21 protein-coding genes are annotated in these 20,996 nt (G+C 70.0%); 9 read left to right on the forward strand and 12 right to left on the reverse strand.

Translation table 11 applies throughout. From position 1 onward, the window contains the following. Positions 1-2 precede the first annotated feature (2 nt). Together CRP49_RS21120 and CRP49_RS21125 are read right to left on the reverse strand one after the other, a co-directional pair. Entirely contained in the window at positions 3-1,637 is a 1,635-nt protein-coding gene (locus CRP49_RS21120) for an ABC transporter substrate-binding protein (RefSeq protein WP_097254776.1), read from the reverse strand. 218 nt (positions 1,638-1,855) lie between these two features. Continuing rightward, complete coding sequence (locus CRP49_RS21125) at positions 1,856-3,169, reverse strand: (2,3-dihydroxybenzoyl)adenylate synthase (protein WP_257033457.1); 1,314 nt, start codon at positions 3,167-3,169, stop codon at positions 1,856-1,858. 206 nt (positions 3,170-3,375) lie between these two features. Here CRP49_RS21125 and CRP49_RS21130 point away from each other — a divergent pair, with 206 nt between their 5' ends. From CRP49_RS21130 to CRP49_RS21145, 4 genes are all read left to right on the forward strand, one after another. After that, the gene (locus tag CRP49_RS21130) at positions 3,376-3,591 is read left to right on the forward strand and encodes a hypothetical protein (RefSeq protein WP_094218243.1); all 216 of its coding nucleotides are present in this window, start codon (positions 3,376-3,378) and stop codon (positions 3,589-3,591) included. A gap of 278 nt (positions 3,592-3,869) precedes the next feature. Next, a complete protein-coding gene (recO, locus tag CRP49_RS21135; protein WP_097254777.1) occupies positions 3,870-4,619 on the forward strand; it encodes a DNA repair protein RecO in 750 nt (249 codons plus the stop codon). Positions 4,620-4,636: 17 nt separating this feature from the next. Beyond that, a complete protein-coding gene (locus tag CRP49_RS21140; protein ID WP_097254778.1) occupies positions 4,637-5,485 on the forward strand; it encodes an isoprenyl transferase in 849 nt (282 codons plus the stop codon). Positions 5,486-5,525: 40 nt separating this feature from the next. Then, a complete protein-coding gene (locus tag CRP49_RS21145) occupies positions 5,526-6,851 on the forward strand; it encodes a histidine-type phosphatase (RefSeq protein ID WP_097254779.1) in 1,326 nt (441 codons plus the stop codon). Positions 6,852-6,961: 110 nt separating this feature from the next. On the opposite strand, the gene CRP49_RS21150 is transcribed toward CRP49_RS21145, so the two are convergent. The 4 genes from CRP49_RS21150 to CRP49_RS21165 are packed head-to-tail and all read right to left on the reverse strand — an operon-like array spanning position 6,962 to position 10,088. Next, positions 6,962-7,375, reverse strand: coding sequence for a Fur family transcriptional regulator (locus tag CRP49_RS21150; protein WP_094217891.1), 414 nt, complete (start codon positions 7,373-7,375; stop codon positions 6,962-6,964). Between the two features lie 60 nt (positions 7,376-7,435). Beyond that, the gene (locus CRP49_RS21155; RefSeq protein ID WP_094217892.1) at positions 7,436-8,338 is read right to left on the reverse strand and encodes a metal ABC transporter permease; all 903 of its coding nucleotides are present in this window, start codon (positions 8,336-8,338) and stop codon (positions 7,436-7,438) included. Beyond that, a complete protein-coding gene (locus CRP49_RS21160; protein ID WP_097254780.1) occupies positions 8,338-9,126 on the reverse strand; it encodes a metal ABC transporter ATP-binding protein in 789 nt (262 codons plus the stop codon). Before CRP49_RS21160 ends, CRP49_RS21155 begins: the two co-directional genes overlap by 1 nt. A gap of 5 nt (positions 9,127-9,131) precedes the next feature. Next, complete coding sequence (locus CRP49_RS21165; protein ID WP_097254781.1) at positions 9,132-10,088, reverse strand: metal ABC transporter substrate-binding protein; 957 nt, start codon at positions 10,086-10,088, stop codon at positions 9,132-9,134. 163 nt (positions 10,089-10,251) lie between these two features. Here CRP49_RS21165 and CRP49_RS21170 point away from each other — a divergent pair, with 163 nt between their 5' ends. Beyond that, the gene (locus CRP49_RS21170) at positions 10,252-11,634 is read left to right on the forward strand and encodes a glycine--tRNA ligase (RefSeq protein WP_097254783.1); all 1,383 of its coding nucleotides are present in this window, start codon (positions 10,252-10,254) and stop codon (positions 11,632-11,634) included. 115 nt (positions 11,635-11,749) lie between these two features. Here the strand turns inward: CRP49_RS21170 and CRP49_RS21175 are convergent, their stop codons facing one another. Beyond that, positions 11,750-12,862: an endonuclease/exonuclease/phosphatase family protein gene (locus tag CRP49_RS21175; protein ID WP_097254784.1), complete on the reverse strand. Its 1,113-nt coding sequence runs from the start codon at positions 12,860-12,862 to the stop codon at positions 11,750-11,752. Positions 12,863-13,059: 197 nt separating this feature from the next. On the opposite strand from CRP49_RS21175, the gene CRP49_RS21180 reads away from it, so the two are divergent. Continuing rightward, positions 13,060-13,671, forward strand: a complete 612-nt coding sequence (locus CRP49_RS21180; RefSeq protein WP_097254785.1) for a LysE family translocator — start codon at positions 13,060-13,062, stop codon at positions 13,669-13,671. A gap of 34 nt (positions 13,672-13,705) precedes the next feature. Here CRP49_RS21180 and CRP49_RS21185 read toward each other — a convergent pair whose 3' ends face one another. Then, on the reverse strand, positions 13,706-14,371 hold the full coding sequence (locus CRP49_RS21185; RefSeq protein ID WP_097254786.1) for a DUF4097 family beta strand repeat-containing protein: 666 nt from the start codon (positions 14,369-14,371) through the stop codon (positions 13,706-13,708). Positions 14,372-14,609: 238 nt separating this feature from the next. On the opposite strand from CRP49_RS21185, the gene CRP49_RS49140 reads away from it, so the two are divergent. Then, positions 14,610-15,341, forward strand: coding sequence for a helix-turn-helix domain-containing protein (locus CRP49_RS49140; protein WP_097254787.1), 732 nt, complete (start codon positions 14,610-14,612; stop codon positions 15,339-15,341). A gap of 6 nt (positions 15,342-15,347) precedes the next feature. Here the strand turns inward: CRP49_RS49140 and CRP49_RS21195 are convergent, their stop codons facing one another. Then, positions 15,348-16,400 (reverse strand): chitinase, encoded by a 1,053-nt coding sequence (locus CRP49_RS21195; RefSeq protein WP_097254788.1) that lies wholly within the window; start codon positions 16,398-16,400, stop codon positions 15,348-15,350. A gap of 178 nt (positions 16,401-16,578) precedes the next feature. Between CRP49_RS21195 and CRP49_RS21200 the strand changes: the two genes are divergently transcribed. Both CRP49_RS21200 and CRP49_RS21205 read left to right on the forward strand, forming a co-directional pair. Beyond that, positions 16,579-17,589, forward strand: coding sequence for an aldo/keto reductase (locus CRP49_RS21200; protein ID WP_097254789.1), 1,011 nt, complete (start codon positions 16,579-16,581; stop codon positions 17,587-17,589). Between the two features lie 25 nt (positions 17,590-17,614). Continuing rightward, positions 17,615-18,202: a TetR family transcriptional regulator gene (locus CRP49_RS21205; protein WP_097254790.1), complete on the forward strand. Its 588-nt coding sequence runs from the start codon at positions 17,615-17,617 to the stop codon at positions 18,200-18,202. Here CRP49_RS21205 and CRP49_RS21210 read toward each other — a convergent pair. The 3 genes from CRP49_RS21210 to CRP49_RS21220 all read right to left on the reverse strand — a co-directional run bounded on the left by CRP49_RS21210 (position 18,195) and on the right by CRP49_RS21220 (position 20,890). Further along, positions 18,195-19,316, reverse strand: a complete 1,122-nt coding sequence (locus CRP49_RS21210) for a sorbosone dehydrogenase family protein (RefSeq protein WP_097254791.1) — start codon at positions 19,314-19,316, stop codon at positions 18,195-18,197. The genes CRP49_RS21205 and CRP49_RS21210 overlap by 8 nt on opposite strands. 122 nt (positions 19,317-19,438) lie before the next feature. Continuing rightward, on the reverse strand, positions 19,439-20,584 hold the full coding sequence (locus CRP49_RS21215; protein ID WP_097254792.1) for a serine hydrolase: 1,146 nt from the start codon (positions 20,582-20,584) through the stop codon (positions 19,439-19,441). Between the two features lie 81 nt (positions 20,585-20,665). Continuing rightward, on the reverse strand, positions 20,666-20,890 hold the full coding sequence (locus tag CRP49_RS21220; RefSeq protein WP_097254793.1) for a hypothetical protein: 225 nt from the start codon (positions 20,888-20,890) through the stop codon (positions 20,666-20,668). Positions 20,891-20,996: the final 106 nt, after the last annotated feature.

Consider the following 20,996-nt stretch of genomic DNA (forward strand, 5'->3'; position numbering starts at 1 on the left):
CGTCAGGTCCACGTGGCCTGGAGGAGGTTGACGCCCGGGTAGGGCTGTGCCCTTATGCCGGTGAGCTTGCGCGGGTCCCAGGCGGTCATCAGCTCGTTGTGGACGACCGGATAGAGCACGGCCTGCTCGGCGACGACGTCGACGTAGTCCTGGATCATCGCCTTCTTCTTCGCCGCGTCCGGCTCCCGGGTCGCCCGGTCCATGTCCTTGAAGAGCTGCTTGGCGACGGGGTCGTCGGCCCACCGCGTGTACTGCATCCACAGGTTCTGGGGGCCGTAGTTGTAGTGCATGATCAGGTCGGCGTCGAGCCCGAACTGGTTGGGGTTCGAGGCCGCGGCCACCACCTGGTAGTCCTGCTTCTGGTCCATCTTGGTGAACACGGCCGTGGTCTCCTGCGGCGCCAGGGTCGTCTCCACGCCGATCGCGTCCCAGGAGGACTTGATGGTCGGCAGACAGTCCACGATCCAGCTGACGTTGACCGCGAGGATCTCGATCTTCAGGCCCTTGACCCCGACGGCCTTCAGCAGGGCCTTCGCCTTCTTGGGGTCGTAGTCGTAGACCGTCTTGGCCCGCCGGTAGCTGGGGTTGCCCTCGTTGAGGAACGAGGACGCTGGCTTCCCGTGCCCCTTCAGCGCGACCTGCACCATCTTCTCGGTGTCGATCGCGTAGTGCAGGGCCTGCCGCACCCGTACGTCGTCGAAGGGCTTGTGCCGGGTGTTGAACATCAGGAACAGGTTGTTCATCCCGGCGCCGCCGGCGACCTTCAGGCCGCCCTGCTCCAGTCTCGCGATGTTGGCGTAGGGAATGTTGTCGGCGATCTGCGCGCCGGCACCCGTGCCGGAGATCTTGGCCACGCGCGGGGCCGCGTCCACGATCGTCAGCCAGTTCATCCGCTTGAAGGCGGGCTTGCGCGGGCCGTTGTAGGCGGCGAACGCCTCGAAGGTGGTGTTCGACTTCGGGTGGTGCGCGGTCTGCCGGTACGGCCCCGAGCCCACCGCGAGCCCCTTGATCGCGTCGTCCCAGGCGCCGGGCCGGGAGAACACGTGCTTCGGCATGACCTTGGCCAGGGTGAGCCGGGCGAGCCCGTCCGGGAACGGGAACCTCAGCACCAGCTCGACGGTCTTCGCGTCGACCTTCCGCGCCTCCTTCAGCCAGCTCACGAAGAAGCCCTTGGCGAGGGTCTGGGTCTTCGGGTCGAGGATCCGGTCGAAGACGAAGACGACGTCGTCGGCCGTGACCGGCTTGCCGTCGTGGAAGGTCGCACCGGACCGCAGCGTGAACCGCCAGGTGGTGGCGTTCGGGTCCTTCGGCACCTCGGTGGCGAGCGCCGGATACGGCACCCGGGAGATCGGGTCGGTGTCGAGCAGCCCCTCGTAGATGTGGTTGTTGGCGGCCATGGCGAACGCGGACGCCGTCTGCGTCGGATCCCAGCTGCCGTCGTTGCCGTAGCCGATCACCGCGGTCAGCGTGCGGTCCTTGCCGCTGCCTCCGCTCCCGGTGTCGTTCGTGGACTCCGGGCCGGCGGAGCAGCCCGCCAGTACCGGCGGAAGGGCGGCGGCCGCGCCCAGTGCCCCCGTGTACTTCAGGAACGACCGGCGGCGCGGTGCCGGCCCGTCGTGGGTCACGTCGTCGCGCACGGTTCCTCCAGCGAGGTCGGGGGGAGGGGGAGGTACGACGTCCTACGTCCGATCGGTCAGCGTGACCATAAGAGCGGCTGTGGGGGCGGTCAAGAGATCGCACACGAATGGCGTAGTCGCCACAGGTCGTACCAATGACGGCATGAAGTGCGCGGCGGGGAGGGCGAGTTGACGCAGGTGGGGCCGGGCTTCCTGCCGCCGCCGCTGATGACGACGTCCTAGACGCGGCCCTCGACCACCAGGTTGCCCTCGGCGGTGAGCCGGGCGAGGGCGCCGGTGCGGTGGAAGCCGCCGGGCGTGAACGCCCGGGCGTTGTGCTCGGGGGACCGGTAGTAGCCGCGCGGGGTGTACGGGCCGCGGACGAGGAGTTCGCCGACCTCGCCTTCGGGAGCGTCGATGCGGATCTCGTCGGCCGGCGAGACCGGGCGTCCCTGGGTCGTCAGGACCACGTCGTCCGGGTCGTCCAGCCGGGTGACGGTGACCAGTCCCTCGGCCCTGCCGAACACCTGCTGCAGCCGGCAGCCGAAGCCGGGCTCGACGCGTGCGGCCAGGTCGGGGTGGAGGGGGGCGCCACCGATCTGCGTCACCCGCAGGCTGTCCAGGCCGGCTCGCACGTCGTCGAGGGCGTCAAGCCACCGGGCGGCGACGGTGGGCACGACCGAGGTGACGGTCACCTTCTCCCGTTCGATCGCCCGGAAGGCGGTGTCCGGCGCGGGGTCGTCGAGCAGGACCACGGTGCCGCCCACGGCGAGCGTGCCGAGGATGCCGGGACAGCCGAGGGCGAGGTTCGACTCCGTGGGCAGGGCCGCCAGATAGACGTCCTCGGAGCCGAGGCCGAGCGGCTCGGCGGTGGCGCGGAGCTGGTAGGCGTAGTCGTCGTGGGTGCGGCCGATGAGCTGGGGCGGCTCCGTCGTGCCGCCGGACAGCAGGAAGAACGCCACGTCGGAGGCGTCGGCGTGCCGGTCCGGTACGGGTGCCTCGTCGACGGTGTGCAGCGGGAAGGCCAGGCAGCCGCCCGGCAGCACGGAGAAGCCGCCGGTCTCCTCCCCGGGCGCGAGGAGCGTGAAGATCCGCCGCAGCGACGTCGACCCGGCGGCGATCCGGGCGGCCATGGCGGTGTGGTCGAAGCCGCGGTGCACGGCCGGGCCGACGTAGCCGACGGCCTCGGTCGTGGCGACCAGGTGGGCGATCTCCGGGTCGCGACGGGCGGTCGGGGAGAGCACGGGGATCGCGCCGGCCCGCATCAGCGCGAACACCGCGATCACGAACTCGGGGGTGTGGGGCAGCTGGACCACCACCCGCCTGCCGGGCTCGATGCCCCGCAGCCGCAGGCCCGCGGCCGTGCGGCTGACCCGGCGGTTCAGCAGGGCGTACGTCAGCCGGGTGTCGCCGTGCACGAGCGCCGTGCGCGGGCCGTACGCGGCGGCCCAGTCGTGCAGCAGGTCGGGCAGCGTACGGCCCTGCCAGTAGCCGGCGCGGCGGTAGGCGGCGGCGGTGTCCTCGGGCCAGGGGGTGAAGCCGTCAAGCAGCACGGGCCGTACCTTCGGGGTCGTGTTCGTTGCCGGCCTTCAACATATTGTTGAAGCGCTGGTCTCGTAAAGAGAATGACGGCGAGGCTGCTGGGAACAGCGAGCCCGTCGGGAACACAGACTCCGGCCGAGTCTAGGCACGCTGGGCCACCAGTGGCATGCGAAGAGTGAAATTGCCGGGGGCAGGGGAGCCACCGGAGGTGGACGCGATGAAACTCCCGGTCGGCTCCTGTGCCGTCGACACCCGTTCCGGACGCCTCGGCATCGTCATGGGGCACGAAGGGCCGTATGTGCAGCTGCGGCCGTACGGCGGTGGACGGGAGTGGGACGCGAGACCGGAGGCCGTCCGCCAGGCCACCCCGGCCGAGCGACTGAGCGCCGCGACGGCCCACGCGAATGCGCGCAGCCGGGGCGAGGTGCCTTGAAGGGAGCGGGCAGAATGGAGCCATGAGCCTGTTCCGCGACGACGGCATCGTGCTGCGCACCCAGAAGCTGGGGGAAGCGGACCGCATCATGCTGTGCTGCCCCGGGGGGCAACCCCCGGACCCCCGGCCGGGGGGATGCGGGGGTCGGCCATGAGTCTCTTCCGGGATGACGGCATTGTCCTGCGCACCCAGAAGCTGGGGGAAGCGGACCGCATCATGCTGTGCTGCCCCGGGGGGCAACCCCCGGACCCCCGGCCGGGGGGATGCGGGGGTCGGCCATGAGTCTCTTCCGGGATGACGGCATTGTCCTGCGCACCCAGAAGCTGGGGGAAGCGGACCGCATCATCACGCTGCTCACGCGCGGGCACGGGCGGGTGCGGGCCGTGGCTCGTGGGGTACGGCGGACCAAGTCGAAGTTCGGGGCCCGGCTGGAGCCGTTCTCCCACGTCGACGTGCAGTTCTTCGCGCGGGGCAGTGAACTGATCGGGCGCGGTCTGCCGCTGTGCACGCAGAGCGAGACCATCGCTCCGTACGGCGGCGGGATCGTGACCGACTACGCGCGCTACACCGCCGGCACGGCCATGCTGGAGACCGCCGAGCGGTTCACGGACCACGAGGGCGAGCCGGCCGTGCAGCAGTACCTGCTGCTGGTGGGCGCCCTGCGCACCCTCGCCCGGGGCGAGCACGCCCCGCACCTCGTCCTCGACGCCTTCCTGCTGCGCTCGCTGGCCGTCAACGGCTACGCGCCCAGCTTCGGCGACTGTGCCAAGTGCGGGATGCCCGGTCCCAACCGCTTCTTCTCGGTGGCCTCCGGCGGCTCCGTCTGCGTCGACTGCCGGGTGCCCGGCAGCGTCGTACCCTCGCCCCAGACCCTGGTACTCCTCGGCGCGCTGCTTACGGGAGACTGGGAGACGGCGGACGCGTGCGAGGCGCGCTACGTCCGGGAGGGCAGCGGGCTGGTGTCCGCCTACCTGCACTGGCATCTGGAGCGGGGGCTGCGCTCGCTCAGGTATGTGGAAAAGACGTAGAGGGAGACGAGAAGCACATGGTCGTACGCGGGATCCTGGGACGCCAGCGGCGCGAGTACAAGGCGCCGGAGCCGCACCCGTCCGGTGCCCGCGCGCCGAAGCTCCCGGGCGAGCTGGTCCCGAACCACGTGGCGATCGTCATGGACGGCAACGGCCGCTGGGCCAAGGAGCGCGGCCTGCCCCGCACCGAGGGCCACAAGGTCGGCGCCGAGCGGGTGCTCGACGTCCTCCAGGGCTCCATCGAGGTCGGCGTCCGCAACATCTCCCTGTACGCCTTCTCCACCGAGAACTGGAAGCGCTCGCCCGACGAGGTCCGCTTCCTGATGAACTTCAACCGCGACTTCATCCGCAAGACCCGCGACCAGCTCGACGAGCTGGGCATCCGGGTGCGCTGGGTGGGCCGTATGCCCAAGCTGTGGAAGTCGGTCGCCAAGGAGCTGCAGGTCGCCCAGGAGCAGACCAAGGGCAACGACCGGCTGACCCTGTACTTCTGCATGAACTACGGCGGCCGCGCCGAGATCGCCGACGCCGCACAGGCTCTCGCCGAGGACGTGAAGGCGGGCCGCCTCGACCCGTCCAAGGTCAACGAGAAGACCCTCGCGAAGTACCTGTACTACCCGGACATGCCGGACGTCGACCTGTTCCTGCGCCCCAGCGGTGAGCAGCGCACCTCCAACTACCTGCTCTGGCAGAGCGCGTACGCCGAGATGGTCTTCCAGGACGTGCTGTGGCCCGACTTCGACCGGCGTGACCTGTGGCGGGCCTGCGTCGAGTTCGCCTCCCGCGACCGGCGCTTCGGCGGTGCCGTCCCGAACGAGGAACTCCTCGCCATGGAGGCCGCCATGAAGGGCGAGTCCACCTCCTAGCCATCGGTGGTTCACGCGGGCCGCCGAGGATGTGGGTCTCATGAGACGTCTCACGCCTGTACTCGCCCTCGGCGCCCTGCTGCTCACCGCGCTGCCGGCGCACGCCGCCGACGGTCCCGCCCACCGGGACTCCTACGGCACCAAGGCGCCCTACACGCCCGAGCAGAACCCGGGCACCTATCAGCGGCCCCCGGCCGGCTACACCCCCGTCTTCACCGAGAACGTCTCCCGGCACGGCTCGCGCACAGCCACCGACAGCGAGGACGGGGACCTGATCCTCGCCCTGTGGGACAAGGCCGAGGCGGAGGGCCAACTGACCCGCAAGGGCGAGGAGTTCGGGCCGAAGGTCCGCGCCCTGCAGGCCGCCATGGCGAAGGTCGGCTACGGCAACCTCAGCGGACGCGGCAAGCAGGAGCTGAAGGACACGGCCGCGCGCCTGCAGCAGCGGCTGCCCTCCCTGTTCGGGACCATCGCCGCGAACGGCGAGAAGATCGACGTGGTCAGCTCCGGTCAGGGGCGGGCCGTCGACAGCGGCAACGTGTTCGGGGGCGCCCTCGCCGACACCGACCCGGCGCTGAAGCCGCTGATCGGGCCCACCCGCACCGACAAGGACCTGCTGTACTTCCACAAGGCGGCGGGCGGTGCGGCCTACCGCGACTACCTCGCGCACGACCAGCGCCTCGCGGACACCCTGAACTCGATCACCGACCAGCCCCGGACGCACGAGGCCGCCCACAGCGTCCTGCGCAGGATCTTCAAGGACGCCTTCGTCGAGCAGATCGCCGACCAGGTCCCGGCCGCCCAGGCCGTCTACAACCTGTACGCCATCGCGCCCGCGATGAGCGAGGAGAGCCCCGACGGGCAGGGCTGGGGCATGGAGCGGTACATCTCCCGCTCCGACGCGGCCTGGTTCGGGTACCTGAGCGACGCCGAGGACTTCTACGAGAAGGGTCCCGGCTTCGCCGACAGCGACATCACCTACAAGATGGCCGGCGTCCTCCTGGACGACTTCTTCAAGCAGGTGGAGGCCAAGCGGGACGGCACCAGCGACCTCGGCGCCGAACTCCGCTTCACCCACGCCGAGGAGATCATCCCGCTGGCCGCGCTGATGGACCTGCCCGGCAGCACGAAGCCGGCGACGCCGGGGGAGCCGTACACGTACGCCGGCAATCCCTGGCGGGGAGCCTCGGTGTCCCCCCTGGGCGCCAACATCCAGTGGGACGTCTTCCAGAACGGCAACCGCTACCTGGTCCGCATGCTCTACAACGAGCAGGAGACGGCGTTCAAGGCGGGCTGCCGTCCGATCGCGAAGGGCAGCGCGTTCTACGACCTGAACGAGTTGGAGCACTGCTTCGGACGAGCCTGAGCTGCAACACCCCAGGGGCGCGGGGCTGTGTCAATATGCGGCTCCGCCGCGTGGGCGCGACCAGCCACAACGGACCCGCAGCCGACCACCGACCGTACTCCCCGCGGCGCTCATCGCTTCGCGGCACACTCCGCGCACGTGCCGAAGATCTCCACGGTGTGCGCCACGTTGACGTAGCCATGCTCCGCGGCGATCGCTTCTGCCCACTTCTCCACCGCCGGGCCCTCCACCTCCACCGCCTTGCCGCAGCCGCGGCAGACGAGGTGGTGGTGGTGTTCGCCGCTGGAGCAGCGGCGGTAGACGGACTCGCCGTCGGAGGTGCGCAGGACGTCGACCTCGCCGGCGTCGGCGAGGGTCTGGAGGGTGCGGTAGACCGTGGTCAGGCCGACCGAGTCGCCCTTGTGCTTGAGCATGTCGTGCAGTTCCTGCGCGCTGCGGAACTCGTCGACCTCGTCGAGGGCCGCCGCCACGGCTGCGCGCTGCCGGGTGGAGCGGCCCTTCACAGGCGGTCCAGCGGTCGTCACCGTCGTCTCCTCACGTCTCGCGTCTGCCCGGGCCATTGTGCCAGCCCGGGCTGTGCGCGGTCAGACGCCGACCTCGTCGCCCGCCCCTCGCGTGACCGGAATCGAGCACTCGGCGGGGTCGCCCGCGGGCTGTGCCGCGGCGGCCGCGCGGGCGCGTCGGCGGGCCAGTGGGGTGGCCAGGGCGGTGAGGACGACGAACGCTCCGATGGTCAGCAGGACGATCGTCGCACCGGGCGGAACGTCCTGGTAGAACGAGGTGACCGTGCCGCCGATGGACACGGTGACGCCGATCGCGACGGCGATCGCGAAGGTCGCGGCGAAGCTGCGGGTGAGCTGCTGCGCGGCGGCGACCGGTACGACCATGAGCGCGGAGACCAGGATCAGGCCGACCACCCGCATGGCGACGGTCACCGTGACCGCCGCCGTGACGGCGGTGAGCAGGTTCAGGGCGCGCACCGGCAGCCCGGTGACCCGCGCGAACTCCTCGTCCTGGCTGACCGCGAAGAGCTGGCGGCGCAGTCCCAGGGTCACGGCGACCACGAACGCGGCGAGGATCATGATCGCGGTCACGTCCGAGGGGGCGACCGTCGACAGCGAGCCGAACAGGTATGACATCAGGTTGGCGTTGGAGCCGCCCGGCGCGATGTTGACGAACATGACGCCGCCGGCCATGCCGCCGTAGAAGAGCATCGCGAGGGCGATGTCGCCGCGTGTCTTGCCGTACCAGCGGATCAGTTCCATCAGGACCGAGCCGAGGGCGGAGACGGCCGTGGCCATCCACACCGGCGAGGCGTTCAACAGGAAGCCGAGGCCGACGCCGGTCATCGCCACGTGCCCGATGCCGTCGCCCATCAGGGGCTGGCGGCGCTGGACGAGGTAGATGCCGATCGCGGGCGCGGTGATGCCGACCAGGACGGCCGCGATGAGCGCCCGCTGCATGAAGGCGTAGTTCAGGAGGTCCATCAGCTCAGCAGTCCCGTGCGGATCGGTTCGGCGCCCGCGGGTGCGTGCGGGTGTACGTGGTCGTGGCCGGGCAGGGCGTGCTGGCCGAGGGCCTGCGGGGGCGGGCCGTCGTGCAGGACGCAGCCGTCGCGCAGGACGACCGCCCGGTCGATCAGGGGCTCCAGCGGGCCCAGTTCGTGCAGGACCAGCAGGACCGTCGTACCGGCCGCGACCTGGTCGCGGAGCGTGCGGGCGAGCACCTCCTGGCTGGCCAGGTCGACGCCCGCCATCGGCTCGTCCATGATCAGCAGCTGGGGCTCGGCGACCAGGGCGCGGGCGATCAGCACCCGCTGGTGCTGGCCGCCGGAGAGCGCGGTCACCGAGTCCCTGGCGCGGTCCGCCATGCCGACCAGCTCCAGCGCGCGCTGTACGGCCGCTCGGTCCGCCTTGCGGAAGACGCCGAAGCGGGTGCGGGCCAGGCGGCCCGAGGAGACGATCTCCGTGACCGTGGCCGGGACGCCGCCCGCGGCCGTGGTGCGCTGCGGTACGTACCCCACGCGCGCCCAGTCCCGGAAGCTGCGGCGCGGGGTGCCGAACAGCTCGATCGTGCCGCCACTGACCGGCACCTGGCCGATGATGCTGCGCACCGCCGTCGACTTGCCGGAACCGTTCGCGCCGAGCAGCGCGACGACCTCACCGCTGCGCACGGTGAGGTCGATGCCGCGCAGGACGGGGCGCGAGCCGAGTTCCGCGGTCACACCGCGCATGGCTATGACGGGCTCGCCCACGGTGTCGTCCTCCGTCTCCATGTCGGTCACTTGGTGCCCAGGGCCTGCTGGAGCGCCTTGAGGTTGGCCTCCTGGACCGAGAAGTAGTCCTTGCCCCGGGACTTCTTGGTGATGCCCTCGAGCGGGTCGAGGACGTCCGTCTTCAGGCCCGCGTCGCCGGCGATGGTCTTCGCGGTCTTGTCGCTGACGAGCGTCTCGTAGAAGACGGTGGTGACGCCGTCGGCCTTGGCCATCGTCTCCAGGTCCTTCACGCGCGCGGCGCTGGGCTCGGACTCGGGGTCGAGGCCGTTGATGGCCTCCTCGGTGAGGCCGTAGCGCTCGGCGAGGTAGCCGAAGGCGGCGTGCGTGGTGATGAAGACCTTGGTCTTCGTGTTCGCGAGGCCGTCCCTGAACTGTGTGTTCAGGTCGTCCAGCTTCTTGACCAGGGCGGCGGTGTTCTTCTTGTAGTCGGCCGCGTGATCCGGGTCGGCCTTCTCGAAGGCCTTGCCGACGCCCTCGGCGACCTGGGCGTAACGCACCGGGTCGAGCCAGATGTGCGGGTCCTTGCCGCCGGCCTCCTCGCCCTTGTGGGTGTCGTGCGCGGCCGCGTGTCCGCCGACCTCGTTGCCGTGCTCCTCCAGCGTGGTCAGGGAGGCCGCGTCGATCTTCGTCTTCACGGGGGACTGGGCCACCGCGTCGTCGACGGAGGGCTGGAGGTTCTTCAGGTACAGGACCGCGTCGGACTCCTGGAGCTTCGCGATCTGCTGCGGGCTGATCTCCAGGTCGTGCGGTTCCTGGCCGGGGGAGGTCAGCGTGGTGACGTGGACGTGGCTGCCGCCGATCTGCTCGGCGAGGAATTCCAGGGGATAGAACGACGCGACGACGTCGAACCTGCCCGTGTTGCCCGCGGCGCTCGCGCCGGAGCACGCGGTGAGGGTGGCGAGGCCGAGGACGGTGACCGCGGTCGTCGCCACCGCGGGTATGAGCTGTCGTCGTACGTTCATGACAGTCATTTTCAACAAACATGGAAACCGTTGTCAACAACGCTGGTGAGGGCCCCAAGACAGGGGGGCCGATTTGGCCGAGGGGGAGCCTGCGCCGGTAACCTGAATCATTCGCTGGAAGCATCTCGCTTCAACGCCCGTCGTCGTTAATGAAGAGAGCACCGTGGCCGCCGACAAGATCGACACCATCGTCAGCCTGAGCAAGCGCCGTGGCTTCGTTTTCCCCTGCAGTGAGATCTACGGCGGACAGCGTGCCGCCTGGGACTACGGACCGCTGGGTGTCGAGCTCAAGGAGAACATCAAGCGCCAGTGGTGGCGCTACATGGTGACGTCGCGCGAGGACGTGGTCGGTATCGACTCGTCCGTCATCCTGGCCTCCGAGGTCTGGGTCGCCTCCGGCCACGTCGCCACCTTCACGGACCCGCTGACCGAGTGCACCTCGTGTCACAAGCGGTTCCGTGCCGACCACCTGGAAGAGGCGTACGAGGAGAAGAAGGGCCACGCCCCGGCGAACGGCCTGGCCGACATCAACTGCCCGAACTGCGGCAACAAGGGCCAGTTCACCGAGCCCAAGCAGTTCTCGGGTCTGCTCTCCACCCACCTCGGCCCGACCCAGGACTCCGGTTCCGTCGCCTACCTGCGCCCCGAGACCGCCCAGGGCATCTTCACCAACTTCGCCCAGGTGCAGACCACCTCGCGCCGCAAGCCGCCGTTCGGCATCGCGCAGATGGGCAAGTCGTTCCGCAACGAGATCACGCCGGGCAACTTCATCTTCCGCACCCGTGAGTTCGAGCAGATGGAGATGGAGTTCTTCGTCAAGCCGGGCGAGGACGAGACGTGGCACGAGTACTGGATGGAGCAGCGCTGGAACTGGTACACCGGCCTGGGTCTCCGGACTGAGAACATGCGCTGGTACGACCACCCGAAGGAGAAGCTCTCCCACTACTCCAAGCGCACCGCCGACATCGAGTACCGCTTCCAGTTCGGCGGCAGCGAGTGGGGCGAGCTGGAGGGTGTCGCCAACCGCACCGACTACGACCTGGGTGCGCACTCGAAGGCGTCGGGCCAGGACCTCTCCTACTTCGACCAGGAGGCCCAGGAGCGCTGGACTCCGTACGTCATCGAGCCCGCGGCCGGTGTCGGCCGCACCATGCTGGCCTTCCTGCTCGACGCCTACGTCGAGGACGAGGCGCCGAACGCCAAGGGCAAGATGGAGAAGCGGACGGTGCTGCGCCTCGACCACCGTCTGGCCCCGGTGAAGGTGGCGGTCCTGCCGCTGTCCCGTAACCCCGAGCTGTCCCCGAAGGCCAAGGGCCTCGCCCAGGCGCTGCGCCAGCACTGGAACATCGAGTTCGACGACGCGGGCGCCATCGGCCGCCGCTACCGTCGCCAGGACGAGATCGGTACGCCGTTCTGTGTGACCGTCGACTTCGACACGCTCGACGACAACGCGGTGACCGTGCGTGAGCGGGACTCGATGAAGCAGGAGCGGGTGTCTCTCGACCAGATCGAGGGGTACCTGGCCAGCCGTCTGCTGGGCTGCTGAGGTCTGCTGCGGCTGCCGTCCGGGGGCTCCGCCCCCGGGCCCCCGTCCTTCGCCCACCCACCACCCGACTCGGTCGGCTGGAGGGTGGGCGTTTTGCTTCACCGGTCCAGGTCGTCTACAGGTCCAGGTCCACGTACAGCGCCGCGTGGTCGGAGGCCGCGTTGCCCTTTGACGTCACGGTGTCGAAGGACTTGATGCCGTCGGCGAAGATTCCGCGGGTCTCCACACCGACGTGCTGCACCTCGGGCCACAACGACGGCGGGAGCAGCAAGTAGTCGAGCTTGTCCCGCTCGCTCTTGCACTCCCCGTGGGTGCCGGGCACGCCGCGATAGGCGTGGTGACTCATCACGTCACGCAGACCGGTTTCCCCCAGTTCCACGGCCGGTGCGCTGTTCGGGTCGTCGTTGAGGTCTCCGGCGACCATGACGTGCGGGGTGCGCTCCAGCGCGGCCTGGTAGATCTCCGCGACCCGCCTCGCCTGGGCCAGCCGCAGCTCCGGGTTGTCCTGGAACTTGCTCTTGAGATGGTTGCCGAGGATCACGAGGGGGGACCCGTCGAGCTGGATCTCGAACTCGGGGCAGTCGCGGCTGAAGAGACGGTCCTCGGGGTGTTCCGGGTCGGTGTCGAAGATGTGGGTCCGGACAGAGGTGATCGGGTGCCGGCTGAGGATCCCGATGTCGATGCCCCGGGGGTCGTTGCCGTCGATCAGCAGGTTGTAGGGGTACGGCCGCCTGCCGAGCGCCCCCTCCAGGATCTGCTTGTTGAAGCGCTCCAGGGTGAGCCGGTCCTCGACCTCCACCGTCAGCAGGATGTCGGCGTCGACCTCGGAGACCACCCGGCCGGTGTTGCGCACCACGTCCAGATCGAGGTCGTCCTGCCCCAGTTCGACCCAACCGGCCCACCCGGAGCGGCCCTTGGCGAGGAACTCGATGGTGGTGTCCTTCCCCGACCCGTGCGTCCTGAACAGCCCGGAGCCCTCGCCCGGGCGGGACTGGTTCACGAAGATCGACGGCGGGTCCTTCGGGTCGACGGCGTACGCCCGGTACTTCAGGATGAGCCGGGTGATCTCCGTCTTGTCCGTTTCCTGATACACCGGCAGGTCGAGGAGAGCGACCAACTTGTTGAAGTCGCTGAGGACTTCCTCGCTCTTGGCCGGGTTCGAGAGGCGGAAGGCCGTGGGCCGGCGGAAGAGGTTCTCCATGTTGAAGGTGGCGATACGGATGCTCATCGCGGGCCTCCTCGGCGGCGCGCAAGAGCACCGCACGGCCGACGGCAGGCGCCGCCTGAGAGACTGCTCGCCGACAACTCCCATTCTCCGAGCACCGCTGAACGGTGTCCAACGGAGCCGGTTTCCCGGAATTGGTCCCCCATGAAGGCCCTGGATTGGCCCTGTCCGGGGATCGGCCGGGTCAGCAGGGTGGCGGCATGAGTCTCGCCTTTCTGCTGACCACCCTTGTCGTCGTCGCCACTCCGGGTACCGGCGTCGTCTACACCCTTGCCGCCGCCCTGTCCCACGGCCGCCGCGCGAGCGTGGTCGCCGCGTTCGCCTGCGCGCTCGGGATCGTGCCGCACGTCCTCGCCACCGTCACGGGGCTCGCCGCGCTGCTGAACGCGAGCGCCGCCGCCTTTCAGATCGTCAAGTACGCCGGCGTGGCCTATCTGCTCTACATGGCGTGGGCGACGCTGCGGGACAAGGAGGCGATCGTCGTCGAGCAGGACAGCGGGCCCCGGTCGGCGGGGCGGGTGATTGTCCGGGGCGTGCTGATCAATCTGCTCAACCCCAAGCTGACGATCTTCTTCTTCGCCTTCCTGCCCCAGTTCGTCAGCCCCGACGAGCCGCACGCGCTCCCGCGCATGCTGGGCCTGAGCGGTGTCTTCATGCTGCTGACCTTCGTCGTCTTCGCCCTGTACGGAGTGCTGGCCGCCTCCGTGCGCAGCCACGTCACGTCCCGACCGAGGGTCATGACCTGGCTGCGACGGAGCTTCGCGGGGTCCTTCCTCGCGCTCGGCACCAAGCTCGCGCTGACGGCTCGGTAGCGGCGGCTCGACCTTGACGACAGCCCTGGTCCCTTCAGAGGCTGCGGGCGGTGATGTCGCCGGCGGAGGTGGTGGCGCGGATGTCGAGTTCGGCGGTGCCGTCGTTCTTGAGGGCGTTGCTGACGCGGCCGTAGGTGGTGCCCGCGTCCAGGGTGGCCGAGACACCGGCTGCGGCGCCGACCGTGATGTCGCCTGACTGGGTGCGGAGCACGACCGTGCCGCGCACGGCCTCGGCGATCCGGATGTCGCCCCGTGCGGTGCTGATCTCCGCGGGGCCGCCCAGCCGGCCGACCTCGACGTCGCCGTCGGTCGCGGTGAGGCGGACGCTCGCGGCCTCGTCGATCTTGATCTGGCGGTACGCGCCTTCGAAGACGACGTCGCCGAGGCGTCCGACGCCGCGCAGCTCGCAGCTGGCGGTCTTGGCCTCGATGCGGGAGCCGGCGGGCAGTTGGACGGTGACCTCCACGGATCCGGAGGGACCGAAGAGCTGGTTGCCGGGGGTCGGGGCCGCGATGCGCAGGACGCCGTCGGCGTAGGAGACGGTGATCTCCTCGGCGGCCTTGGTGTCGCGGCTCTTGGCGGGGTTGGCGGGCCGGACCTCGACGGTGGTGTCGCCGCGGTCGGCGGCGATGAACTGCACGCGTCCGGCGGGGATGTCCAGGACGGCGGAGATCGCGGCGGGGGTGTCGAACTTCTGCATCGTGCTCTCCTGTGTTCGCGCTTCGTTTCTGACAACGGAAACGCTACGTTGCTTTCCGTGTTTCGACAACGCGCTTGTTGCATCAAAGTGACATCTATGCAGGTGAAAGCAGAAAAAGTGTTGCAACGACCTTGGTCGGTAATGCAACGACCACTTCCTGATCGTTGCAATGGATGAGAAGTGAACGCTATAGTGAGGGGATCAGGGACCGCCGCGAAGAATCACCGAGGAGACCGCGATGCCGGGAGGCAGGCTCACCCAGCAGGACCGCCAGCAGATCGCGCTGGGGCTGGCCGACGGCCTCCCCTACGCCGAGATCGCCCGACGCCTCGACCGTCCGACCTCGACGATCACGCGTGAGGTGATGCGCAACGGCGGCCCCACCGCCTACCGCGCCGACCTCGCCCACCGCGCCACCGAACGCCGCGCCCACCGTCGCGGGCCCGCCGCCTCCCGAGGGCCGGAGTCGGTTGCCCAGCCGCACGGACGCGACGCCGAGGCCGTGCGCGAGTACGAGGAGACGCTCACCACCGTCTTCATGCAGTCGGGAACGCCCAAGATGATGGCCCGGGTGCTGGCCTGTCTCTGCATCAGCGACGCGGCCAGCCTCACCGCGTCCGAGCTCGTCCAGCGTCTCCAGGTCAGCCCGGCGTCCGTCTCCAAGGCGGTCGCGTTCCTCGAAGAGCAGGGTCTCGTCCGCCGGGAGCGCGACGAACGCCGCCGCGAGCGCTACTTCGTCGACGACGACGTCTGGTACCAGTCGATGATGGCCAGCGCCCGCGGCACCGCCCAGGTCGCCGAAACCGCGCGCCAAGGCGTCGCCATCCTCGGCCCGCACACCCCCGCCGCCACCCGCCTGGAGAACATCGGCCGCTTCCTGGACTTCGTCAGCGAAAGCATCACCCGCGCCGCCGAACAGGCCCGCGAAGTCCTCCACACCAAGCCCGGGGAAACGCGGGGTTCCAGCTGAGCGGGCTCAACGGCCCTGCAGCGCCTTCACGTTGTCGCCGAAGGTCCAGTTCTTCGAGCCGTCCCAGTTGATCGACCAGGTCATCAGGCCCTTGAGCGAGGTGCCGTAGTGCTTCCAGGCCTGGGAGACCAGGGACGGGGTCATATAGCCACCGCCCGCGCCCGACTGTGCCGGCAGCCCCGGCACCTGCTTGTCGTACGGCACCCTGATCGTCGTACCCTGCACGACCAGGCCCTTGTTGAGGCAGTCGGTCTGGGCGGTGAAGCCCGCGACGGTGCCCGCCGAGTAGGAGTCGCCGGAGCAGCCGTACATGCTGCCGTTGTAGTACTGCATGTTCAGCCACCACAGGCGGCCGTTGTCCGCGTATTTCTTGATGATCGGCAGGTACGCGCCCCAGATCGAGCCGTAGGTGATGCTGCCGCCGGTGACGTAGGCGGTCTCCGGAGCCATGGTGAGGCCGAAGTTCGACGGCATCCGTGCCAGCACCCCGTCGATGATGCGGACCAGGTTGGCCTGTGACGTGGACAGCTGGGCGATGTTCCCGCTGCCGACCAGGCCCGTCTCGATGTCGATGTCGATGCCGTCGAAGTTGTACTTCTTCAGGATCGGGACGATGGTCGCCACGAACCGGTCGGCGACCGCGCTGGAGGAGAGGTCGATGCCGGCCGCCGCGCCGCCGATCGACAGCAGGATCGTCTGGCCGGACGCCTTGGCCGCGCACATCTCGGCGGGCGTGGCCACCTTCACGCCGCTGTCCATGCCGTCCTCCCACAGGGCCGTGCCGTCCGACCGGATGACGGGGAAGGCCGCGTTGACGACGTTGTAGCCGTGCGCGGGGATGCGGGAGTCGGTGATGGGGGTCCAGCCGAAGGGTGGGTGGACGCCGTTGGCCGAGCCGTCCCAGTTCTCCCAGTAGCCCTGGAGCACCTTGCCGGCCGGGCGGGACTTCACGGCGCAGGTGTCGGCGGCCGAGGCGGTGGGGGCGGCGGCGATCGCGAGCGGGGCGAGGACGGCCGTGGTGAGCGCTGCGGTGAGCAGCCTGAGCGTGTGGCGGAGCATGCGGAGCCTCCCGGTGGGGGTCGGGGTGGGTGCATACAGGTGTCGTAGGCATGACAGTGCATGTGGTCCAGACCTCTCGTCAATAGGTCTGGACCAAGCCGTGACGTGGGGAGGTGTGCTGACAGGTATGGAATGACAGATATTGAAATCTGTCAGCTGTCATGGCAGGCTGGAGGTCATGACGATGCGAACCCGAACCCTCGGAACCACCGGCCCCCAGGTCTCCGCCCTCGGCCTCGGCTGCATGGGCATGTCCGCGCTGTACGGCGACGCCGACCGCGCGGAGTCCGTCGCGACCATCCACGCCGCCCTGGAAGCGGGCGTGACCCTGCTGGACACCGGCGACTTCTACGGCATGGGCCACAACGAACTGCTGATCGGCGAGGCCCTGCGCACCGCGCCCGCCGCCCGGCGCGAGCAGGCGCTGGTCAGCGTGAAGTTCGGCGCCCTGCGCGGCCCCGACGGCGGCTGGACCGGCTACGACGGCCGCCCCGCCGCGGTGAAGAACTTCGCCGCCTACTCCCTGCAGCGCCTCGGCGTCGACCACATCGACGTCTACCGGATCGCCCGCCTCGACCCCGACGTGCCGATCGAGGAGACCGTCGGCGCGATCGCCGAACTGATCGAGCAGGGGTACGTCCGGCACGTCGGCCTGAGCGAGGTCGGCGCCGAGACCATCCGGCGGGCCGCCGCCGTCGCCCCCATCGCGGACCTGCAGATCGAGTACTCGCTCATCTCCCGCGGTATCGAGGAGTCGATCCTGCCGACCACCCGTGAGCTGGGCATCTCCGTCACCGCGTACGGAGTCCTCTCCCGCGGCCTGATCTCCGGCCACTTCTCCCGCGACCGGCAGCTGGCCGCGAACGACTTCCGCGTCTACTCGCCCCGCTTCCAGGGCGACAACCTCCAGCACAACCTGAACCTCGTCGACGCGCTCCGCAAGATCGCCGAGCAGAAGGGCGTGACGGTCGCGCAGATCGCCATCGCCTGGGTGCTCTCCCGCGGCGAGGACATCGTGCCGCTCATCGGCGCCCGCACCCGCGAGCGGCTGGACGAGTCGCTGGGCGCGCTGGACGTGACCCTGGACGCGGCCGACCTGACGGCGATCGAGCAGGCCGTACCGGCGGACGCGGCGGCCGGCGACCGCTACCCGACCGCCGCCATGGCCCACCTCGACAGCGAGCGCTGACCAGGGCGCCGGGTACCGTCTAGCCATGGCACCGCCCACCGAGACCCTGACCGCCGAGCGCATCCTCGAAGCGACCGAGGAGGTGCTGCGCCGCCACGGCCCGGCCAAGGCCACCGTGGTCGACGTGGCCCGCGCGCTCGGCGTCAGCCACGGCAGCGTCTACCGGCACTTCCGCACCAAGGCGGCGCTGCGCGAGGCGGTGACCAAGCGGTGGCTGGACCGGACCTCGGAGAAACTCGCCGTCATCACCACCGGGGACGGCACTCCCGAGGACCGGCTGCGGGCCTGGCTGGCGGCGCTGTTCGAGGCCAAGCGGCACAAGGCGGGCGACGACCCCGAGCTGTTCGCCACCTACACGGTGCTGACCGACGAGAGCGGCACGGCGGTCGGCGAGCACCTCGCCGACCTGACCTCCCAGCTGACCCGGATCATCCAGGACGGCGTCACCGCCGGCGTCTTCACCGCGCCCGACCCGGCCGCCACCGCCCGCGCGGTCTTCCAGGCCACGGGCCGCTTCCACGACCCGGGCTACGCACGCGAGTGGCAGCAGCCCGGAGTCGAGGAGGAGTTCACCGCGGTGGTGGACCTATTGCTGCGGGGTCTGGTCACCTGACGGTGACTTTGAGGATCTTGTCGAGCTGGTAGCCGTTCCGGGCGGTGGCGAGCCAGAGTTCGTTCGCGCCGGGGACCTTGACGAGGGCGCGGAGCTTTCCGTAGGCGCCGCTGTAGAACGAGGTCAGCTTGCCGACGCTCTTCCCGTCGGCGTTGATCGGCAGCCGCCACAGCCGCGCTCCGCGGATCGTCGACGCGTAGACCGCGTTGTCGACGACGGCCAACTGGGCGGGCACGCCTCCCTCGCCCGGCTTCCACACCGCCTTGGGGTCGGTCATCCCCGCGGTGGAGCAGGCCCCCTCGCAGGCGGGCCAGCCGTAGTTGGCGCCCGGCTGGACGAGATTGAGTTCATCCCAGGTGTCCGCGCCGATCTCGGACTCCCACAGCCTTCCCCGCGCGTCCCAGGCGAGACCCTGGGGGTTGCGGTGGCCGAGGCTGTAGACACGGTTGCCGAACGGATTGCCCGGCGCCGCGGCGCCGGTCCTGGTGATGCGCAGGATCTTCCCGTTGAGCGAGTTCCTGTCCTGCGCCAGGGCACCTTCGCGGGCTTCGCCGGTGGTGACGTACAGGTATCCGTCGGGGCCGAAGGCGATGCGGCCGCCGTTGTGGTCGCCGCCCCGCTTGATTCCGCCGAGGACGACGGTGTAGCCGCTGAGCGAGGTGCCGTCGAAGCGCATCTTCGCGACCCGCGTGTCGGTGGCGGCCGTGTGGACGAAGAACACGTCCTGATCCGTCGTCCCGTTCCAGGTCGGGGAGGGGGCGACGCCCAGCAGTCCGCCGTTGCCCACGCCGGCGCTTGCGGTGCCGTTGACCGTGTTCGGCACCGTGCCCACCTTCTTCCGGGAGCCGTCACGCCCCTGCAGCCACACCGTGTGGGTGTGACGCTCCGTCACCAGCGCCCTCTTCCCGTCGGGCAGGAAGGAGATACCCCAGGGCTCCGACCACCCGGCGGACAGGGTGGAGACGGCCGACGGCGCGGTCCCGCCGGCCGGGGCCTGAGCCGCCCCGGCCGACGGCGCCCACTGCACGGCGCAGACGGCGAGGAGGGCGGTGGCGGTGGTGAGGGCGGCTACGCCCGGGCGGACACGATGCGCCGAATGCGCGAAGCGTGACATCCTGCTCTCTTTTCTGACGAGATGCGGGGCAATGGCCATTGGAGTATCGAAGGCCCGTGGAGACGCGGGCCACTTGAACTCCCCCAACCGGCGGCCCCGGTTTCCCCGCACGGACGACAGACCTAGCCGCCCGCCGTGCACCGCCAGAAGTCCCGCATCAGCGGTGTCGGTGTCGGGTCGGCCATGCCCACCTGGGTGAGGAGCAGCGTGATCGTGCCGGTGGCCGGGACGAGGTGGGCCGTGGTGCCGGTGCCGCCGACCCAGCCGTAGCGGCCGGGTACGTTCCAGGGGTCGCACGGAGTGACGTCGACCTGGCCGCCGTAGCCCCAGCCCTGGCCCTCCAGGAAGAGGCGGCCGATCTCCCGCTGGCGGGCGGTGAGGTGATTGCTCGTCATCCGGCTCACCGAGGTGGGCGACAGCAGCCGCCGGCCGTTCGCCTCACCGGCACCCAGCAGCATGCGGGCGAAGGCCAGGTAGTCGTCGGCCGTCGAGACGAGACCCCCGCCACCGGACGGGAAGGCGGGGACCCGGCTCCACTCGCCGCCCGGGGTGTCCGCGACCTCCAGGGTGCGGCCTGCGCCCCGCCGGTAGTACGTGGTGAACCGGTCCCGCTTGGCCGCCGGCACCTCGAACGCGGTGTCCGTCATGCCGAGCGGCTCGAAGATCCGCTCGGCCAGGAACTCCGGGAGGCCACGGCCCGACACCCGCGAGATCAGCACACCCTGCAGATCGGAGCAGGTGCCGTAGAGCCAGGCCTCGCCCGGCTGGTGGAGCAGCGGCACCCGGGCGAGGTCGGCCAGCCAGACGTCCGGGGCCGGGTAGGCCTGCGGGGCGCGGCCGTCCTTCTGCACCTCGAACAGCGCCCGCACCGCCGGCAGGGCGAAGTCGGAGGGGAAGCCCCAGCCGGCCCGGGAGGAGAGCAGATCCTCGACCGTGATCGGACGGGCCGCCGGCACCAGATCGTCCAGCGGACTCGCGGGCGTCCGTACGGCCACCGGCTTCGCCAGCTCCGGCAGCCACGCGTCCACCGGATCGTCGAGACCGATCCGGCCCTCCTCCACCAGCATCAGCACCGCCGCCGCGGTCACCGGCTTGGTGATCGAGGCGATCCGGAAGAGCGAGTCCCGGGCCATGGACGACTCGCCCCCGACGTCCGCATGGCCGACGGCCACCACCTCGACCTCGTCCCCGCGGGCGACCAGGGCCACCGCGCCGGGCACGCTCCCGTCGTCCACGTACCGGCGCAGGGTGTCGTGCAGTGCGGTCATGGTCCTGGGCCCTCCGGTCAGCCGTCGTCGTCGTACGTACGACTCCTGCCGCCGCCGGAAGTCATCGCCCGTACCCGGACGTCAGCGGGACGGCTGCCGGGTGGCCGCCGGGTCCACCGTCGCCTGATGGGCCTCGGCCAGATGCTCCTCCGCCTTCAGCCAGGGCAGGAACTGGGCGCTCTTGCGCCAGCCGCAGGTGTCGCACTTGATCGTGCGCTGCACACCCGTGCGCTGCACCCGGACCACATGCTCCCGGCCGTGCTGGTCCCACCGGCTGACCTTGCTCGTGCTGTTGTCCTGCGGCATGACGCCTCCCTGCGTCGGGCACACCTCGACCACACCTCGACGGCAGGAGTGTGCAGCAGGACCAACATCGACAGGGGGTCATTCACGGCGAGTTGGCCAAGCCGTG

This window comes from Streptomyces sp. Ag109_G2-15 (assembly GCF_900215565.1).
Classification (GTDB): domain Bacteria; phylum Actinomycetota; class Actinomycetes; order Streptomycetales; family Streptomycetaceae; genus Streptomyces; species Streptomyces diastatochromogenes.

Coding starts and splice junctions, on each gene's coding strand:
- CRP49_RS21130 (WP_094218243.1), top strand. CDS start 3,376: ATGAAACTCCCGGTCGGCTCCTGTGCCGTCGACACCCGTTCCGGACGC.
- recO (WP_097254777.1), top strand. CDS start 3,870: ATGAGTCTCTTCCGGGATGACGGCATTGTCCTGCGCACCCAGAAGCTG.
- CRP49_RS21140 (WP_097254778.1), top strand. CDS start 4,637: ATGGTCGTACGCGGGATCCTGGGACGCCAGCGGCGCGAGTACAAGGCG.
- CRP49_RS21145 (WP_097254779.1), top strand. CDS start 5,526: ATGAGACGTCTCACGCCTGTACTCGCCCTCGGCGCCCTGCTGCTCACC.
- CRP49_RS21155 (WP_094217892.1), bottom strand. CDS start 8,338: ATGGACCTCCTGAACTACGCCTTCATGCAGCGGGCGCTCATCGCGGCC.
- CRP49_RS21160 (WP_097254780.1), bottom strand. CDS start 9,126: ATGGAGACGGAGGACGACACCGTGGGCGAGCCCGTCATAGCCATGCGC.
- CRP49_RS21165 (WP_097254781.1), bottom strand. CDS start 10,088: ATGAACGTACGACGACAGCTCATACCCGCGGTGGCGACGACCGCGGTC.
- CRP49_RS21175 (WP_097254784.1), bottom strand. CDS start 12,862: ATGAGCATCCGTATCGCCACCTTCAACATGGAGAACCTCTTCCGCCGG.
- CRP49_RS21180 (WP_097254785.1), top strand. CDS start 13,060: ATGAGTCTCGCCTTTCTGCTGACCACCCTTGTCGTCGTCGCCACTCCG.
- CRP49_RS21185 (WP_097254786.1), bottom strand. CDS start 14,371: ATGCAGAAGTTCGACACCCCCGCCGCGATCTCCGCCGTCCTGGACATC.
- CRP49_RS49140 (WP_097254787.1), top strand. CDS start 14,610: ATGCCGGGAGGCAGGCTCACCCAGCAGGACCGCCAGCAGATCGCGCTG.
- CRP49_RS21195 (WP_097254788.1), bottom strand. CDS start 16,400: ATGCTCCGCCACACGCTCAGGCTGCTCACCGCAGCGCTCACCACGGCC.
- CRP49_RS21200 (WP_097254789.1), top strand. CDS start 16,579: ATGACGATGCGAACCCGAACCCTCGGAACCACCGGCCCCCAGGTCTCC.
- CRP49_RS21205 (WP_097254790.1), top strand. CDS start 17,615: ATGGCACCGCCCACCGAGACCCTGACCGCCGAGCGCATCCTCGAAGCG.
- CRP49_RS21210 (WP_097254791.1), bottom strand. CDS start 19,316: ATGTCACGCTTCGCGCATTCGGCGCATCGTGTCCGCCCGGGCGTAGCC.
- CRP49_RS21215 (WP_097254792.1), bottom strand. CDS start 20,584: ATGACCGCACTGCACGACACCCTGCGCCGGTACGTGGACGACGGGAGC.
- CRP49_RS21220 (WP_097254793.1), bottom strand. CDS start 20,890: ATGCCGCAGGACAACAGCACGAGCAAGGTCAGCCGGTGGGACCAGCAC.